At 73.8% G+C, this 15590-nt stretch carries 12 protein-coding genes; 8 read left to right on the top strand and 4 right to left on the bottom strand.

Annotated features, from left to right (window positions below):
* Positions 1-41 precede the first annotated feature (41 nt).
* From HGA03_RS05045 to HGA03_RS05030, 4 genes are all read left to right on the top strand, one after another.
* Complete coding sequence (locus HGA03_RS05045) at positions 42-1652, top strand: ABC transporter permease subunit (RefSeq protein WP_168629145.1); 1611 nt, start codon at positions 42-44, stop codon at positions 1650-1652.
* Complete coding sequence (locus HGA03_RS05040) at positions 1652-2500, top strand: sugar ABC transporter permease (protein WP_168629144.1); 849 nt, start codon at positions 1652-1654, stop codon at positions 2498-2500. The genes HGA03_RS05045 and HGA03_RS05040 overlap by 1 nt, the downstream gene beginning before the upstream one ends.
* A gap of 40 nt (positions 2501-2540) precedes the next feature.
* On the top strand, positions 2541-5123 hold the full coding sequence (locus tag HGA03_RS05035; RefSeq protein ID WP_168629143.1) for a glycosyl hydrolase 53 family protein: 2583 nt from the start codon (positions 2541-2543) through the stop codon (positions 5121-5123).
* 100 nt (positions 5124-5223) lie between these two features.
* Positions 5224-6237: a LacI family DNA-binding transcriptional regulator gene (locus HGA03_RS05030; protein WP_168629142.1), complete on the top strand. Its 1014-nt coding sequence runs from the start codon at positions 5224-5226 to the stop codon at positions 6235-6237.
* Here the strand turns inward: HGA03_RS05030 and HGA03_RS05025 are convergent.
* Positions 6234-8141, bottom strand: coding sequence for an alkyl/aryl-sulfatase (locus tag HGA03_RS05025; protein ID WP_168629141.1), 1908 nt, complete (start codon positions 8139-8141; stop codon positions 6234-6236). The two genes, HGA03_RS05030 and HGA03_RS05025, sit on opposite strands and share 4 nt — an antisense overlap.
* 182 nt (positions 8142-8323) lie before the next feature.
* Between HGA03_RS05025 and HGA03_RS05020 the strand changes: the two genes are divergently transcribed.
* Together HGA03_RS05020 and HGA03_RS05015 are read left to right on the top strand one after the other, a co-directional pair.
* Positions 8324-8821, top strand: coding sequence for a DUF1269 domain-containing protein (locus HGA03_RS05020; protein WP_168629140.1), 498 nt, complete (start codon positions 8324-8326; stop codon positions 8819-8821).
* Positions 8822-8850: 29 nt separating this feature from the next.
* Positions 8851-9519: a GAP family protein gene (locus tag HGA03_RS05015; RefSeq protein WP_168629139.1), complete on the top strand. Its 669-nt coding sequence runs from the start codon at positions 8851-8853 to the stop codon at positions 9517-9519.
* A 9-nt stretch (positions 9520-9528) separates the two neighbouring features.
* Here the strand turns inward: HGA03_RS05015 and HGA03_RS05010 are convergent, their stop codons facing one another.
* A complete protein-coding gene (locus HGA03_RS05010; RefSeq protein ID WP_168629138.1) occupies positions 9529-12072 on the bottom strand; it encodes a LuxR C-terminal-related transcriptional regulator in 2544 nt (847 codons plus the stop codon).
* Positions 12073-12098: 26 nt separating this feature from the next.
* Positions 12099-12368, bottom strand: coding sequence for a hypothetical protein (locus tag HGA03_RS05005; protein WP_168629137.1), 270 nt, complete (start codon positions 12366-12368; stop codon positions 12099-12101).
* 125 nt (positions 12369-12493) lie between these two features.
* Between HGA03_RS05005 and HGA03_RS05000 the strand changes: the two genes are divergently transcribed.
* Together HGA03_RS05000 and HGA03_RS04995 are read left to right on the top strand one after the other, a co-directional pair.
* The gene (locus HGA03_RS05000) at positions 12494-13579 is read left to right on the top strand and encodes a DUF1214 domain-containing protein (RefSeq protein WP_168629136.1); all 1086 of its coding nucleotides are present in this window, start codon (positions 12494-12496) and stop codon (positions 13577-13579) included.
* Positions 13576-15282 (top strand): SulP family inorganic anion transporter, encoded by a 1707-nt coding sequence (locus tag HGA03_RS04995; protein WP_168629135.1) that lies wholly within the window; start codon positions 13576-13578, stop codon positions 15280-15282. The genes HGA03_RS05000 and HGA03_RS04995 overlap by 4 nt, the downstream gene beginning before the upstream one ends.
* A 1-nt stretch (position 15283) precedes the next feature.
* Here HGA03_RS04995 and HGA03_RS04990 read toward each other — a convergent pair whose 3' ends face one another.
* A complete protein-coding gene (locus tag HGA03_RS04990) occupies positions 15284-15490 on the bottom strand; it encodes a hypothetical protein (RefSeq protein WP_168629134.1) in 207 nt (68 codons plus the stop codon).
* Positions 15491-15590: the final 100 nt, after the last annotated feature.

Here is a 15590-nt window from a genome sequence, read left to right as displayed (position 1 = left end):
CGTCCCGATCGGCCGTTCCCCGCCCTCCCGAGGAGATCCCCATGTCCAGCGGCCTGCGCACCGCCGACCCCGACGCCCCACCCGAGACCCCCGAGTCCCACGCCCGGTCCTGGCGCGGGATCGGCGCCGGGTTCGTGGCGAAGCTGCTGCTGATGATGCTGGTGAACGCGGCCGGCATCACCGCGATCCTGTCCGCCCAGCGCGCCGGTGCCTGGGTGATCCTGGGCGTGCTGGTCGCCGGGCTGCTGATCGCGGACTGGGTGTACTTCAGCAAGCGCGCGGTGCCGCTGAAGTACCTGTTCCCGGGCCTGGTGTTCCTGGCGGTGTTCCAGATGTTCACCCTGCTCTACACCGGGTACGTCGCCTTCACGAACTACGGCACCGGGCACCTGGGCAGCATGCAGCAGGCGGTGAACGCGGCCCTGATCCAGGACGAGCGCCCGGTGCAGGACTCCCCGCAGTACCCGCTGTCGGTGGTGCGGGCCGGCGACGAGCTCGGCTTCGCGATCACCGACGGGGACGAGGTGCTGGTCGGCACCACCGAGGACCCGTTGACCGCGGTGGGTGGCGCGACCGTCGGCGACAACGGGGCGCCGGCGACCGTTCCGGGCTGGGAGGTGGTGCCCCGGGCCGAGCTGTTCACCGACACCGACCTGCAACAGCGGGTGGTGGAGCTGCGGGTGCCGATCTCGGACGACGCCGAGGACGGTTCGCTGCGCACCCGCGAGGGCTCCACCGGCGCGGTCTACACCTCCCGGCTGGTCTGGGACGACGCCGCGCAGACCATCACCAACACCGAGACCGGCGTGGTGTACAGCCCGGACGACCGCGGCAGCTTCGTCAGCCCGGACGGCGACCGGCTGGCGGCGGGCTGGTACGTGAACGTCGGCTTCGACAACTTCGTCCGGGCGTTCACCGACGCGAGCTACGCCGGGCCGCTGCTCAAGGTCACCGCCTGGACCTTCGCCTTCGCGATCCTGACCGTGCTGACCAGCTTCGGCCTGGGGCTGTTGTTCGCGCTGATCTACAACGACCCGCGGGTGCGCGGCCGCAAGCTGCTGCGGACGCTGATGATCCTGCCCTACGCCTTCCCGGCGTTCATGTCCGCGCTGCTGTGGCGGGGGATGCTGAACTCGGAGTTCGGCGTGATCAACGAGTGGTTCTTCCTCGGGGCGGACATCGGCTGGCTGAGCGACCCGTGGCTGGCGAAGCTGGCGATCCTCTGGGTGAACCTGTGGCTGAGCTACCCGTACTGGTTCCTGGTCACCACCGGCGCGTTGCAGGCGCTGCCCGGTGACGTGATCGAGGCGGCCCGGGTGGACGGCGCCGGGCGGTGGCGGCAGTTCCGGTCGATCACGCTGCCGATGCTGCTGGTGTCCACCGCGCCGCTGGCGATCGCCTCCTTCGCCTTCAACTTCAACAACTTCACGATCATCTACATGCTCACCGGCGGCGGCCCGGCCTTCCCCGGGTCCAGCACCCCGATGGGCTCCACCGACATCCTGATCAGCGCGATCTACCAGATCTCCGGGGTCTCCGGCGGCCGGGCGGACTACGGCCTGGCGAGCGCGCTGTCGATCGTCGTCTTCGTCGTGATCGGCGTGATCTCCGCACTGGCGTTCCGCCGCACCCGCAAGCTGGAGGAGATGTGATGGGCACCCGACGCTGGTGGTCCGAGGTCGGCTGGAAGTACCCGGTCGGCGTGGTGATCGTGTTCTACGCGGTGTTCCCGCTGGTCTACGCGCTGTCCGCCGCCCTGGACCCGCGGGGGTCGCTGGCCGGGTCCAGCCGGCTGTTCAGCTCGGTCGGCCTGGACAACTTCAGCGCGCTCGGCGACACGATGTTCTGGACCTGGGTGACCAACACCCTGGTGATCGGCGGGGCGGCCTCGGTCGGTGCGGTGCTGATGGGCGCGGCGGCGGCCTACGCCTTCAGCCGGTTCCGGTTCCGTGGCCGGCGGACCTCGCTGACCACGCTGCTGATCATCCAGATGTTCCCGCAGACCGTGGCCTTCGTGGCGGTGTTCCTGCTGCTGATCGCGCTCGGCAACGTGATCCCGGCGCTCGGGGTGAACTCCCGGATCGCGCTGATCTGTGTCTACCTGGGCGGGGCGCTGGGGGCGAACACCTTCCTGATGTACGGCTTCTTCAACTCGGTGCCGCGGGAGATCGACGAGGCCGCCACCATCGACGGCGCCACCCACGCGCAGATCTACTGGCGGCTGATCATGCCGCTGGTCACGCCGATCCTCGCGGTGGTGGCGCTGCTGGCGTTCATCAGCGCGTTCGGCGACTTCATCCTGGCCCGGATCGTGCTGACCTCCGAGGAGAACTGGACCCTGGCGGTCGGCATGTACCAGTGGGTCTCCAACCAGCTGACCTCGCGCTGGGGACTGTTCGCCGCCGGTGCGGTGATCGGGTCCATCCCGGTGCTGGCGCTGTTCCTGTCATTGCAGCGGTACATCGTCGGCGGCCTGTCGGCGGGATCGGTGAAGGGCTGACACACGGAAGGGAAGGTCGATGACGACGAGGTCACGACTGATGGCCGGCGCACTGGCGGCGGCGCTGGCGCTCGGGGGGACCACCATGACGGCACAGGCGGCCGACGGCCCGGTGCAGGCCGGGATCACCGTGCCCCGGGTCGAGGGGATGGGCGCCGACTGGATCAACGGAGTGGACGTGTCCACCGTGCTGTCCCTGGAGGACTCCGGGGTGGTGTTCCGCGATGACGACGGCCGGCCCGCCGACCTGTTCGAGGTGCTGGCCGACCACGGGGTGAACTGGGCCCGGATCCGGGTCTGGAACGACCCGTTCACCGCGGGCGGCCAGGGCTACGGCGGCGGCAACGTCGACGCGGAGCGTGCGGTGGAGATCGGCCGCCGGGCGACCGCGGCGGGCCTGCGGGTGCTGGTGGACTTCCACTACTCCGACTTCTGGGCACACCCGGGCCAGCAGCAGGCGCCGAAGGCGTGGCGCGGGCTGGACCTGGCGGGCCGGATCACCGCGCTGCACGACTACACCGCCGACACCCTGCAGTCGATGGCGGACGCCGGGGTGGATGTCGGCATGGTGCAGATCGGCAACGAGACCACCGGCGGGGAGATCGCCGGGACCACCGGCTGGGCGAACACCGTGCAGCTGTTCCAGGCCGGGTCCACCGCGGTCCGCGAGACGCTGGGCAGCCAGGTCAAGGTCGCGGTGCACTTCACCAACCCGGAACGCTCCGGCCAGTACGCCGCGGCCGCGCAGGCGCTGGAGGACGGCGGGGTGGACTACGACGTCTTCCTGTCCAGCTACTACCCGTTCTGGCACGGCACCCCGGAGAACCTCACCGCGGTGCTGGACCAGGTCGCGACCACCTACGACAAGGACGTGGCGGTGGCCGAGACCTCCTGGGCGTACACCCTGGAGGACGGCGACGGGTACCCGAACGTGATCAGCACCGAGCCGACCCAGTACCCGGCGACCGTCCAGGGCCAGGCGCTGGCGGTCCGGGACGTGATGCAGGCGGTGGCGAATGTCTCCGGCGGACGCGGGCTGGGCACGTTCTACTGGGAGCCGGCCTGGCTGCCGGTCGGCCCGGCGGACCAGGTGGAGGCCAACCGGGTGCTGTGGGACCGGGACGGCTCCGGCTGGGCCAGCCCGGCGGCGCAGGAGTTCTACGACCCGGACGGTGAGCTGGGCGGGGTGCCGGCGGACGACTACGGCGGCTCCGGCTGGGACAACCAGGCGCTGTTCGCCCACTACGGCACCCCGCTGGAGTCCCTGCGGGTCTACCAGTACGCGGTCACCGGCTCGGTCGCCCCGCGCCAGGTCGATGCGGTGGCCAACCCCACCCTGACCGTGGTGGACGGCGACCCGATCACGCTGCCCGCCACCGTGCGGGTCAGCTACAACGACGGCACCACCGAGGACCAGCCGGTCACCTGGCAGGGCGACACCGCCTGGATCCAGGGCGCCGGGACCTACCGGGTGTCCGGGGTGACCTCCGGCGGGCACGCCACCACCGCCACCGTGACCGTGCTGGCCGATGCCGGCGAGGGCCGCAACCTGGTGGTCAACCCCGGATTCGAGGACGGGGTCGCGCCGTGGACCGGCACCGGCACCGGGTACACGATCAGCGCCACCGACGACCCCTACGCGGGTAGCCGCTCGACGCACTTCTGGTCGGCCACCGCCTACACCTTCACCGTCGAGCAGACCGTCACCGGAGTGCCCGCCGGCCAGTACCGGCTGTCCGCCCGGGTGCAGGGCGGCGACTCGGGTCCCGGCGACGTCACCCGGATCACGGCCAGCTCCGGGATCTCCTCGGTGTCGGCGGACTTCCGGCTCAGCGGCTACGCCAACTGGCAGCACCCGCAGACCGAACCGCTGACCGTGGCCGCCGACGGGGTGGTGGTGGTCTCGGCCTCCTTCCAGCTCAGTGCCGGAGCCTGGGGCACGCTGGACGAGATCGAGCTGGTCGCGGTGCCCACCACGGTCGCCGGGGACACCGCGCCGCTGCAGGCCCTGCTGGACCGGGCCGAGGCGGTGCAACGCGCCGGGTACACGCCCGAGTCGCTGGCGGCGCTGGACGCCGCGGCCGAGCGGGCGCGGTTCGTGCTGGCCGCCCCCGCGCCGGGCCAGGCCGCGGTGGACGGGGCGGTCGCCCAGTTGACCGGAGCGCTGGGCGGGCTGGTCCCGGTCACGCCGGAGCCTTCGCCGGAGCCCGACCCGGAGCCCGAACCGGAGCCGGGTCCGGACCTGGGGGACACCGCCGCCACCGTCATGCTGTCCGCCGGTACCGTGCGGCCCGGTGACCGGGTGACCGTGACCCTGGCCGGGGTGCCCGGGACCGAGGCGGAGGTCGGGATCGCGTCGGTGTACCAGCGCCTGGCGAGCGTCGGCCTGGTGGACGGGGCCGGGGTGGTCACCGTGACCGTGCCCGCCCTCGACCCGGGGCAGCACCACGTGCAGGTCCGGGACGCCAGCGGGACCCTGCTGGCCCAGGCGCCGATCACCGTGCTCGACCCGGGTGGGCTGGCCGTCACCGGCGCCCGCCCCGGGCCGCTGCTCGCCGTGATCGCCGTGCTGCTCGCCGCGGGTGCCACGGCCGTGTTGCTGCGTCGCAGGCTGCGTGCCTGACGGGCTGCCCTCCGCCGAGGGCGCAGTTCACGGTGGTCCGGGAGCGATCCCGGCGACCGGAACTGCGCCCTCGGTGACCGCTGGCCGTAAGGTCGGGGCCGTGGAGTCCTCGACCGGTCGCCGTCGCCCGACCATCCGTGATGTCGCTGCGGTGGCGGGGGTGTCGCGGGGGACGGTGTCCCGGGTGCTCAATGGCGGGCACTGGGTGTCCCCGGAGGCCGAGCAGGCGGTGCGCGAGGCGATCCGGACCACCGGGTACTCGGCCAACCAGCACGCGCGCAGTCTGGTCACCGGCCGGTCGAACTCGGTGGCGTTCCTGCTGACCGAACCCCAGCACCTGCTGTTCGAGGACCCGACGTTCTCCATCCTGCTGCGCGCCGCCGCCGAGGCGCTGTCGGCCCGGGAGATGCCGCTGCTGCTGATGGTCGCCGGCGCCCCGGCCGAGCGCCGCCGGATCACCGACTACGTCGCGGCCGGACACGTCGACGGGGTGCTGCTGATCTCCTCCCACCGCGACAACCCCGTGGTTGGCGACCTGCTGCGCCAGGGCGTGCCCACCATTGCCTGTGGTGAGCCCCTCGGCTTCGAGGACCGGATCGGCTGGGTGTGCGCCGACGACCACGGCGGGGCCCGCACCATGACCGAGCACCTGCGCGCCCGCGGCCGGCGACAGATCGCGACCATCACCGGGCCGCAGGACACCCCCGGCGGTCTACGCCGACTGGCCGGCTACCGCGACGCCCTGGGCCCCGACTTCGACCAGTCGCTGGTCGAACACGGCGACTACACCCGCGCCGGCGGTCAGCGCGCGATGGCCGCCCTGCTGGACCGCCGCCCGGAGCTGGACGCGGTGTTCGTGGCCTCGGACCTGATGGCCGCCGGGGCCCTGGTCGCCCTGCGTGAGGCCGGACGCACCGTGCCCGGGGACGTCGCGGTCGGCGGGTTCGACGACTCCGGGCTGGCCGCCACCCTCGACCCACCCCTGACCACCATCCGCCAACCACTCGAACGCATCGCGACCGAGATGGTCCGCCTGCTGCTGGAGGTGGTCGAGGGCGCCGAACCAGCCCGGATCACCCTGCCCACCACGCTGGTGGAGCGCGGCACCAGCTAGGGCGTCACGATCGGGAAGTCCGGGTCGAAGCTGTCCACCACCGCGTGGTAGGCGTCCAGGACCCCGCGGTCGCCGTCCAGCACCATCTGCCCGGCTTGGACCAGGGCGGCGGTGTGCTCGGGCGCGGTGAGCACGGCCGCGAGCGCCGGCTTCGGCCCGCGGATGGTCAGCGGCGCGCCGGTGCCACCCTCCCGGGCGTGCAGCACCCCGTTGCCGATCCAGCAGGTCCAAGTGGTGCCCAGATCGGTGAACTCCACGTCGAAGCGCAGGTCCAGATCGGCCGCGCGGTCGCCGATCAGGTGCACGGCGGCGAAGTCGAACAGGATGCTCACCGGCATCGCGGCGATGGAGTCCGGGCTGGCGGTGGCGAACCGGGCCGGGATGATCCCCTCGCGCAGTTCCCGGGCGGCGGTGAGGAAGATCCCGCGCCACTGCGGGCCCTCGGCCTGGTAGCCCATCTGCTCGTAGGCGTCGGCCTGCAACTGCCGGGCCTCGGTGTGGTCCGGGTCGGCGAAGACCACGGTGTGCAGCACCTCGACCGCCCACCGGTAGTCGCCGGCCTCGATCGCGCGGCGGCCCTCGGCGACCAGCGCGTCGGCGCCGAAGGCCCGCACCCAGCGGGTGGCCGACTCCACCGGCGGGTGCGGGTGCAGCGACACCGGGTCGCCGTCCCACATCCCGAGTTCCTTGGTGAACACCGCCCGCACGTCGTGGTGCACGGTGCCGTGGTAGCCGCGGTTGAACCAGCGCCGGCCGAGCGAGGGCGGCAGCTCGATCACCTCGGCCGCCTCCAGCGGGGTGTAGCCCTTGTTGGCCAGCCGCAGCGCCTGGTCGTGCAGGTACTGGTAGGTGTCCCGCTGCGACTCCAGGAAGTCGACCACCGCGGCGTTGCCCCACACCGGCCAGGTGTGCGGACCGAAGTGCACCTCGACCTGATCGCCCCAGCGGACCAGGGTCTCGTCCAGGTACCGGGCGAAGTTGCGGGCGTCCCGGGTCCGGGCGCCGCGCAGGGTCTGGATGTTGTGCAGCGAGTGGTTGGCGTTCTCCGCGCAGGTCAGGGCCTTGAGTTCCGGGATCCAGATGTGCATCTCCTCCGGCGCCTCGGTGTCCGGGGCATACAGGAACTCGAAGGTCAGCCCGGCGATCCGCCGGCTCTGCCCGGTGGCGGTGATCGAGTCGGTGGGGGACAGGTAGGACACCGTCGCCGGGCCGGAGGTGGCGATCCCGATCCCGGCGGACACCCCCTGGCGCGGGCCGCGGTCCAGCAGGCTGTTGAAGGCGTACAGCCCGCGGCGGGACATCGCGTTCCCGGCGATCACGTTCTCCCCGATGGCCAGGGCGTCGAAGCTCTCGATCCGGCCCGGGGCGATGATCGGCACCCTGCCGGCGGCGACGTCCGCCGGGTCGACGATTCCCTTGACCCCGCCGTAGTGGTCGACGTGGGTGTGGGTGTAGATCACCGCCACCACCGGCTTGTCGCTGACGTGCTCGCGGTACAGGGCCAGCGCCTGCCGGGAGGCCTCCACCGCGGCGGCGCAGTCGATCACGATGACCCCGTCGTCCCCCTCGACGAAGGTGACGTCGGCGATGTCGGTGTTGCGGACCTGGTGGATCCGGTCGGTCACCCGGAACAGGCCGGCGTGCCGCATCAGCTGGGACTGCCGCCACAGGCTGGCGTCCACGGTGTCCGGCGCCGGGTCCCCGTCCGCGCCGAGGAAGGCGAAGTCGCCCAGGTCCAGGCTGGTGTGGCCGTCGTCGGTGGGCACCCGCCCGCCGGGGATGTCGGCGATCTTGCCGCGCAGGGCGTCGGTGTAGTCCGCGGTGTCGTCCCACGGGTAGCGGTCGCGGGCGGCGGCGAGCACCGCGCGGGTGGCCGGACTCGCGTCCTGGGGCTGGTAGGTCATCACGGGTCCTCTCCTGGTGGGGTCGTCTCCCGGTGAGCGTCCCCGCGCGCGGCCGTGACGTCCTCGCCCGCCGGGGGTGAACCGGATCGGCCGGGCAGGCTCATCCGCGGCGGGTGAGGCCGGTGGCGCGCCCGGCGGTCAGGCTGGCGGGGTCACAGCACAGCGAACCGAGGAGGACGGCCGTGGCCACTCTCAGCGTGTGGAAGTTCACCACCCCGGACGGCGCGACCCGGGCGGAGAGCGCCCTGGAGGCGTTGCAGAAGCAGGAGCTGATCCAGGTGCACGACGCGGCGACCGTGTCCTGGGAGCCGGGCAAGAAGAAGCCGAAGACCCGGCAGGCCAACAACCTCACCGCGGCCGGGGCACTGGGCGGCACGTTCTGGGGCCTGCTGTTCGGGATGCTGTTCTTCATCCCGCTGCTCGGTGCGGCGGTCGGCGCGGCGGCGGGGGCGCTCGGGGGCGCCCTGACCGATGTCGGCATCGACGACGACTTCATCGCCTCGGTGCGCAGCAAGGTCACGCCGGGCACGTCGGCGCTGTTCGTGCTGACCTCCGGCGCGGTGCCGGACCGGGTGCTGCCCGCGCTGCGGGAGCAGGGGATCGAGGCGGAGCTGATCCAGACCAACCTGTCCGCCGAGGAGGAGCAGCGGCTGCGCGAGGCGCTGAGCGAGAACCACTGAGCCGGTAGCACGCGGGAGGGGGACACCCGATGGGCGAGGCGATCGGGCAGTCGTTGCCGGTGGCGGTCGGCGTCCTGATCAGCCCGATGCCGATCGTGGCCGTGGTGCTGATGCTGCTCACCCCGAGGGCGCGGAGCAATGCCGCCGCGTTCCTGATCGGGTGGGTGGCCGGCATCGCGGTGCTCGGCACCCTGGTGCTGCTGATCGCGGACGGCCTGGCCGGCGACGACGACGGGCCACCGGCCTGGGCGGCCTGGCTGAAGCTGGTCCTGGGCGTCCTCCTCCTGCTGCTCGCCGTGAAGAACTGGCGTGGCCGGCCTCGCGGGGACGCGGAGCCGCCCACGCCGGGCTGGATGCGCGCGGTGGACGGCTTCACCCCGGTGAAGGCGCTGGGCCTGGCGGTGCTGCTCGGCGCGGTGAACCCGAAGAACCTGCTGCTGGTGGTCTCCGGCGCCGCGGCGATCGCCTCGGCGACCACCGACGGCACGGCCCGGGTGGTGGCGCTGGCGGTGTTCGTGGTGATCGCCTCGATCGGGGTGGCGGCGCCGCTGGTGATCTACCTGGCCACCGGTGACCGGGCGGCGGCGCTGCTCGGCGACCTGCGCGGCTGGATGGTCCGGCACAACGCGGCGATCATGACCGTGCTGCTGGCGGTGATCGGGGCCAAGATGCTCGGCGACGGGATCACCGGGCTCTGAACCGAGCGGTCAGACCAGCCCGCGCTCCACCCCGGAGCGCACCGCCTCCCGGCGACCGCTCACCCCGAGTTTGCGGTAGATCGCGCGGATGTGGGTCTTGATCGTGTTGATCGACAGGAACATCGACGCCGCGATCTCCTCCGTGGTCAGCGAGGACCGCAGGCAGACCAGCACGTCCCGTTCGCGCGGGGTCAGCTCCCAGGCCGAGGGCCGGACCGCCGGGTCCGCCTGGTCGGCGAGCAGCAGCCGGGTCACGGTGTCCTCGTGCGCGCTGCCCCAGGTCAGGTGCGCGGACAGCAGCGGCCGCAGGTCGGCGGAGCGGTCCCGCAGCGGGCGGATCAGGTCCTGCTCCGCGGCGGTGGACAGCGCCCGCTCCAGTGCCTGGTGGGCGGCCTGGGGATCCCGGTGCAGCAGCGCCTCGGTGGCCTGTACGGCGACCTCGATCCGGTGCCGGACCAGCCTGGGCCAGGTCTGCGCGGTACGCCGAGCCTCGTCCAGCGAGCGCCACGCCCCCGGCAGGTCGCCGGTGCGGCGCAGCGCGTCCCCGCGCCAGGCGTACAGCGAGGGGTCCATCCGGGCCAGCCACGGTTCGACGACGGCCAGCGCGTCGGCCGGGCGCTGCTGGGAGTCCAGCCGGAACGCCTCGACCACCGCGCGCAGCGCCGCGGCGTGACCGGGCAGCCGGGTGTCGTCGCGGTGCTGCTCGGCCAGCGCCGCCACCGCCCGGTCCAGCAGCACCGGGTCGGCCTGGGCGATCGCCACCACCGCCAGCACCCCGGCGGCGTGCAGGGCGACCTCGCGCCGCAGCGGGCCGGCCGAGTCGAGCGCGGCGGTGAGTTCGGTTGCGGCGGTGTCCAACCGGTCCTGCCAGTAGTCCGCCATCCCGGCGGCCAGGTGGGCGCCGGCGACGATGCCGGTGGCCGCCCAGCCGTGCGCCTCGGCCTGCTCGATCACCGCGGCGGCGCGGCGGCGGGCCGTCAGGTAGTCGCCATGCTGGGCGGCGGCCACCGCCTCCTCGGCCCGGCAGGCGAGCTCCAGTGCGGTCCAGCCCCGGGTGGCGGCCAGCTCGGCGGCCCGGGCCACCCGGTGCACCGGGCCGTCGCCCACCAGGGGTCGTTGCAGCTCGGCCCGGGCCAGCAGGTACAGCCCCAGGGCGAGGGTGCCCTCGTCCAGGTCGGGTTCGGCCAGCAGTGCCGTGCCGCGCCGGATCGCCTCCTCCGGGCCGGGCCGGCAGCGGGCCAGGAAGGTCTGCACCAGGCCCACCACGGTGGCCGGCCGGCGTTCACCGGGCCCGGGCTCCCCGCCGATGGCGTCGGCCGCGCTCAGGGCGATCAGCACGTCCGGGCTGTTCCGGAACGGCGCGGGCAGGGCGGATCGCAGCCGGCGGATCAGATCGGCCTCCCCGCGCACCACCAGATCGGGCCAGTGCTCGCCGAGCACCGACGCGGCCAGGGCCGGGGATCGGGCATCCAGGGCGTGCTGGATCGCGCCCGCCGGGTCGGACCGGGCGAGATGCTCGGCGATCACCCGGTGCGCGGCCTGGGCGGCACCCGGGTCCCGGCGGGTGAGCACGGTCCGGGCGTGCGCGGCGACCAGCGAATGCCAGCGGTACGCCGGGTCGCCGCCGTCCTGGGCGGTGGCGACCAGGAACAGGCCGCGCCGGTAGCAGGTCTCCAACAGCCCGGCCCCGCCGGGCAGCAGTGCCTCGGCCATCGCGGTGTCCAGGGCCGGGGCGAAGCTCGCGGTCAGGAAGAACCGCGCCAGGTCGTCCGGCAGCTGGCCGACCACCTGCTCGACCAGGTAGTCGGTGAGCGGGATGTCCCGGTCGCGCATCCCCAGCGGGTCGTCGCCGTCCGGCACTCCGGCGGCCAGCGCCACTCGCACCGCCACCGGCCACCCGCCGGTCAGCGACCACAGCTCGTGTGCGCCGCCCGGGTGCCGCGGCGACCCCAGCGACCGGCCGAGCCGGTGCACCTCGTCCTGGGTGAAGGCCAGGGTGCCCATCCGGATCTCGGCCAGCTCCCCGGCGATCCGCAGTCGCTGCACCGGGATGGCGACGTCGTGCCGCCCGGCGAGCACGAACCGGGTCGGGGCGTACTGCATCAGCGGGGTGAGCACGGCCCGGCCGGTGGGCGCCGACAGGTGGTGCACGTCGTCCAGCACGATCACCGGCGGCCGCCCCGCCCCGTCCAGCAGGCCGATCAGGGCGTCGACCCGGGGGGCCAGCCCCGCGGTCGCCGGGACCGGGTCATCGGGCGCATCGGGCAGCGCGGCAAGCACCGCGTCGGTCAGCACCCGGACCAGCCGGGCCGGCGAATCGTCCAGCGGATCGAGCGAGAGCCACGCCACCGGCGACCCGGTGCCCGTCGCCCACTCGGCGAGCAGGGAGGTCTTGCCATACCCGGCCGGCGCGGCGACCAGCACCAGCCGCCGGTCCCGGACCGCCTGGTCCATCGCCTCGGTGCACCGGGGCCGGGCCAGATGGTCCGGACCGGGCGCGGGCACCGAGATCTTGCCCACCGGTGTCAGGCCCACCCGTCGGGTCTGCGTCATCGTCCCCCTCCCGGCTCTGCGGCAGCTCAGTCGCAGGCCAGATCCGAGGCGAGGGCGTCGCGCGCCTGTGCCACCTGGTCGCGGGCGGAACGGATCTGATCGATTGTCGCGTCAGGGGTCAGGGTGGCGTCCAGTTCCTGCACCGAGAATCGCAGGTCGGATTGCGCCGCACAGGCGGCCGCCTCATCGCCGTCGCTGTCGCTCCCGCACCCGGCCAGTGCCGTCACCAGTGCGGTGGTGCAGAGCATCCCCCGGAACGCGCGCGTGTTCATCCCAGCCCCCTTGGTCAGGTCCATCGTGACGGAAAACCAGGGTTCTGCACGGCGAAATGCCCCCACCTCATCCGTTCCGGGTGATCCGATGCGCTTTGTCCGAATGTCACGGTGGGTGGGCACGGGAGCGACCGGAGGACGGGGAGCGGATGGATCACGGGGAGATCGTGCGTGCGGCGGCCGATGCCTACCTCGGCAGCCGGCCGGCGGCGCGGCTGCTGGCCGAACTCGACGCGGCCCTGGCCCACGGCCCAGGTGCCGGTGTGCTGCACCCGGTGGACCCGGCTGCCGACTGGGCCGATCCGCGGGCGGCCACCGCCACCGCCTGGGTGCACACCGGGTCACCCGCCACCCTGACCGTCGCCCCCGCACCCGCCGGGACCTGGCTCGGTGTGCAGGTGGTGGACCTGTTCGGCCGGACCGTCCTGGTGCACGGCAGCGCCGATCCGGTCACCGGGCCGCTGACCTGGTCGCTCGGCCGCGGACCGGACGGCCCGGGCACGGACTGGGTCCGGGTGGATGCGGTCGCCCTGGCCGCACGGGGCACCGAACGCCGTACCGGGCTGGAACTCGTCGGCCTGGACGCGCCACGCAGCGCGCCCGCACTGCCCGGTCCGGCTCCGGCCGGCGACCTGGGGGCCCTGCTCGGCGTCCTGCTGGGGGTGGCCCGGCCCGCACCCGGCTCCGCGGAGGACGGCTGGGCGTGGCTGCTGGACGCCGACCCGGGTGCGGTGTCCCGCGGCGCGCTGCTCGGCGAGTCGCTGGTCCGGGACGCGGCGCGGCGCGGCGGACCCTCAGCCGACCCGGCGATCCTCGGCGCGGTCCGGGCGGCAGACGGGCTCGAACGCCTCGATCCGCGCACCGTGCTCACCACCCGCCTGGACACGACCGGGGGAGAGACCGCCCGCGGCGACCGGGCCTACCGGCTCACCCTGGACGCCGACCACCTGGCCCACGGTCGCGGCGGCTGGACGCTCAGCACCCACCGACTGCCCGACGGCCGGCACGAGGCGGCACCGCACGCGAGCGCCTCGGGCCGGCGACCGCACCCGGACCTGGAGGCGCTGGTCCAGCACACCCGCCCGGCCCGGGTCGCCGACACCGAGCGTTGGCTGCGCAGCCCACGGGGCGCGTTCGCCGTGCTGCTCCGGCTGTACCAGCCCACCGCGGAGGCGATCCGGGGCGAGTGGCTGCCGCCGGTGCTGCGGCCCGTCCACCCGGAGGTCGACCCGTGACCGGTCACCGGGTCTTCCCCTCACTGGCCGGTTACCGGCGCGCCTGGATCGGCACGGACCTGATCGCCGGCCTGACCGTGTGGGCGGTGCTGGTGCCGGAGGCGTTGGCCTACGCCACGATCGCCGGGGTGTCGCCGGTGGTCGGGCTGTACGCGGCGGTGCCGGCGCTGGTGCTGTATGCCGCGGTGGGCAGTTCCCGGCACCTGATCGTCGGGCCGATGTCGGCCACCGCCGCGCTGTCCGCCGGGGTGGTGGCGGCCCAGCATCCCGGCGACGCCGCAGCGTTCTGGGCGCTGACCTCGGCCACCGCGCTGGTCACCGGCGTGCTGTGCCTGCTGGCGGGTGCCCTGCGGGCGGGGTTCCTGGCCTCGTTCATCTCCGAGCCGGTGCTGAAGGGGTTCATCGTCGGCCTGGCGCTGACCATCATGATCGGGCAGGTCCCCGGCCTGCTCGGCATCGAGGGTGGGGACGGCGACTTCCTGGCGAAGGCCTGGGCCGTGCTGCGCGGATTGGGCGAACTGGACCCGGCCACCGCGGTGCTCGGGCTGGCCTGCCTGGCGGTGCTGGTGGTGCTGCGCGCGCTGGTGCCGCGGGTGCCCGGGTCGTTGGTGGTGGTGGCACTGGCGGTGGCGGCGGTGGTGCTGCTGGACCTGGACGGGTTGGGGGTGGCCGTGGTCGGGCCGATCGACGCCGGACTGCCCGCGGTGGGACTGCCCGCGGCGGACTGGTCGCAGTACGGCGATCTGGTCGGCCCGGCGGCCGGGGTGCTGCTGGTCGGCTTCGCCGAGGCGCTGGGCGCGGCCCGGACCTATGCCGCACGGATCGGGGAGGACGTCGACCCGAACCGGGAGTTGCTCGGCATGGGCCTGGCGAACGCCGGTTCCGGGCTGGTTTCCGGCATGGTGGTGAACGGCAGCCTGTCCAAGACGGCGGTGAACGGGGGCGCCGGCGCCCGCAGCCAGCTGTCCGGCCTGACCGCCGCCGCCCTGACCGTCGCCACCCTGCTGGTGCTGACCCCGCTGTTCGAGCCGCTGCCGGATGCGGCGCTGGCGGCGATCGTGATCATGGCGGTCGCCGAGCTGGTCGACGTGGCGGCGCTGCGACGCCTGTGGGCGCTGGCCGGGCCGCTGGGTCGCCGGCTCTACGGCACCAGCCCGCGCTACGACGCCTTCGCCGCCCTGGCCGCGCTGGCCGGGGTGCTGCTGTTCGACACCCTGCCCGGCCTGCTGATCGGGGTGGCGTTGTCCATGCTGCTGTTGCTGGCCCGGGCCTCCCGGCCGCATGTCGCGGTGCTGGTGCGGGACGCCGACGGCAGCTGGGTGGACGACCGGCGCCGGGAGCTGCGCGGCCGGCCCGCCGGAGCCGGTGTTCCTGGCGTGCTGGTGGTGCGGGTGGAGAGCGGACTGTTCTTCGCCAACGCCGACCACGTGCGCTCGGCGATCCGCGCGCTGGTGGCGGAGCGGCGGCCGTCCCTGGTGGTGCTGGACGCCCGGACGGTGCCGTTCGTGGACAGCGCCGCCGCCGGGATGCTCGGTCAGTTGCGGCGCGACCTGGACCGGGCGGGCGCGACGCTGGTGCTGGCCCAGGACGTGGGACAGGTGCGCGACGTGCTGCGCGCGGTGGCCGGTGCGGCGGGGACCCCGGAGCTGGAGCGCTACCCGACGGTGGACCAGGCGATCGCGGCCCACCCGCCGACGGGCTGAGTCAGAGCACCTCGGGTACGGCCTGCAGCTCCGCGATGTCGACGCCGAGGTCGCTCAGCAGCGCCACCACCCCGGTCAGCCCGGCACTGTCCGGCACCTGGCAGGACAGGATCGCCCCGTCCCGGGTGCGGGCCGCGACGATGTCCGCGTACTCGCCGAGCACGTCGATCTCCTGCGCGGGCCCGGTGACCCGGATGTGGTACAGCATGATCCGCTCCGCTCCTTCTGGTCAGGCCAGTCTCCGCGCGTGCCGGGGGTGATCGCCTCATGCTCCGGTGGTGAACCGGGGCCGATTGTCGGCGGGCGGG

The organism is Cellulomonas denverensis (genome assembly GCF_012396125.1).
In the GTDB taxonomy this organism is placed as follows: Bacteria; Actinomycetota; Actinomycetes; order Actinomycetales; family Cellulomonadaceae; genus Cellulomonas; species Cellulomonas denverensis.
This window is presented reverse-complemented; position numbering and strand designations above follow the sequence as displayed.

What these genes read in the sequence shown, in the direction of transcription:
- HGA03_RS05005 (WP_168629137.1), bottom strand. Translation starts at nt 12,368, where the DNA reads ATGGACCTGACCAAGGGGGCTGGGATGAACACGCGCGCGTTCCGGGGG.
- HGA03_RS05010 (WP_168629138.1), bottom strand. Translation starts at nt 12,072, where the DNA reads ATGACGCAGACCCGACGGGTGGGCCTGACACCGGTGGGCAAGATCTCG.
- HGA03_RS05040 (WP_168629144.1), top strand. Translation starts at nt 1,652, where the DNA reads ATGGGCACCCGACGCTGGTGGTCCGAGGTCGGCTGGAAGTACCCGGTC.
- HGA03_RS05045 (WP_168629145.1), top strand. Translation starts at nt 42, where the DNA reads ATGTCCAGCGGCCTGCGCACCGCCGACCCCGACGCCCCACCCGAGACC.
- HGA03_RS05000 (WP_168629136.1), top strand. Translation starts at nt 12,494, where the DNA reads ATGGATCACGGGGAGATCGTGCGTGCGGCGGCCGATGCCTACCTCGGC.
- HGA03_RS05015 (WP_168629139.1), top strand. Translation starts at nt 8,851, where the DNA reads ATGGGCGAGGCGATCGGGCAGTCGTTGCCGGTGGCGGTCGGCGTCCTG.
- HGA03_RS05035 (WP_168629143.1), top strand. Translation starts at nt 2,541, where the DNA reads ATGGCCGGCGCACTGGCGGCGGCGCTGGCGCTCGGGGGGACCACCATG.
- HGA03_RS04990 (WP_168629134.1), bottom strand. Translation starts at nt 15,490, where the DNA reads ATGCTGTACCACATCCGGGTCACCGGGCCCGCGCAGGAGATCGACGTG.
- HGA03_RS05025 (WP_168629141.1), bottom strand. Translation starts at nt 8,141, where the DNA reads ATGACCTACCAGCCCCAGGACGCGAGTCCGGCCACCCGCGCGGTGCTC.